Annotated in this window: 1 protein-coding gene; it reads left to right on the forward strand. The window is 50.1% G+C overall.

Going from position 1 to position 571, the window contains the following annotated elements:
- Positions 1–571 (forward strand): hemagglutinin repeat-containing protein (locus ACFINW_RS10115; RefSeq protein ID WP_375674277.1); only part of this gene is annotated, 571 nt, incomplete at both ends.

The following is a 571-nucleotide window of genomic DNA, read 5'->3' on the forward strand; positions in this document are numbered from 1 at the left end:
TTTGGTGAGGCTTTGAGTGAAGAACAATTGGCGTCCCTAGAAGCCCCAATGGTGATTTATGTGCGCCAACAGGTCAAGGGCATGGATGTTTATGCTCCGGTGCTTTACATCCCCGAAAAAGACAGATCCTCCTTTGTTTCTGCTGGGGCTTTGATCATGGGCGATGATGTCAATATCACCAGCCAAAATACAAGCAATTCCACGATAACCAATTCAGGGCGGATTGCGGCAAATCACCAATTGCATGTGCATGGCGGGGATATCTTTAGTCAAGGAGGGCATTTTGCGGCGGGTGGTGATGCTGTTATCCTTGCGGAGAAGAATATTCGTTTGGATGCAGGGCGCACAACGGTTGACGGCGTGGAGACAGTATTAAACACCGAGGCGCTTTCTGCTGGGGGCAATGCGAGCGTAATTGCCAAGCAAGATATCACCGCCTCAGGGGTGGGGATCACCACCGGAGGTGATCTTGCCATGGCTACAGAACAAGGTAACTTGACGATCGGTTCAGCAGAAACCCATTACCATGATGAACAGGGTGATGCCACCATGCATCATAAATCAGAAGTCA

Source organism: Bartonella sp. AA18HLJMS, from assembly GCF_042197245.1.
Lineage (GTDB): Bacteria > Pseudomonadota > Alphaproteobacteria > Rhizobiales > Rhizobiaceae > Bartonella.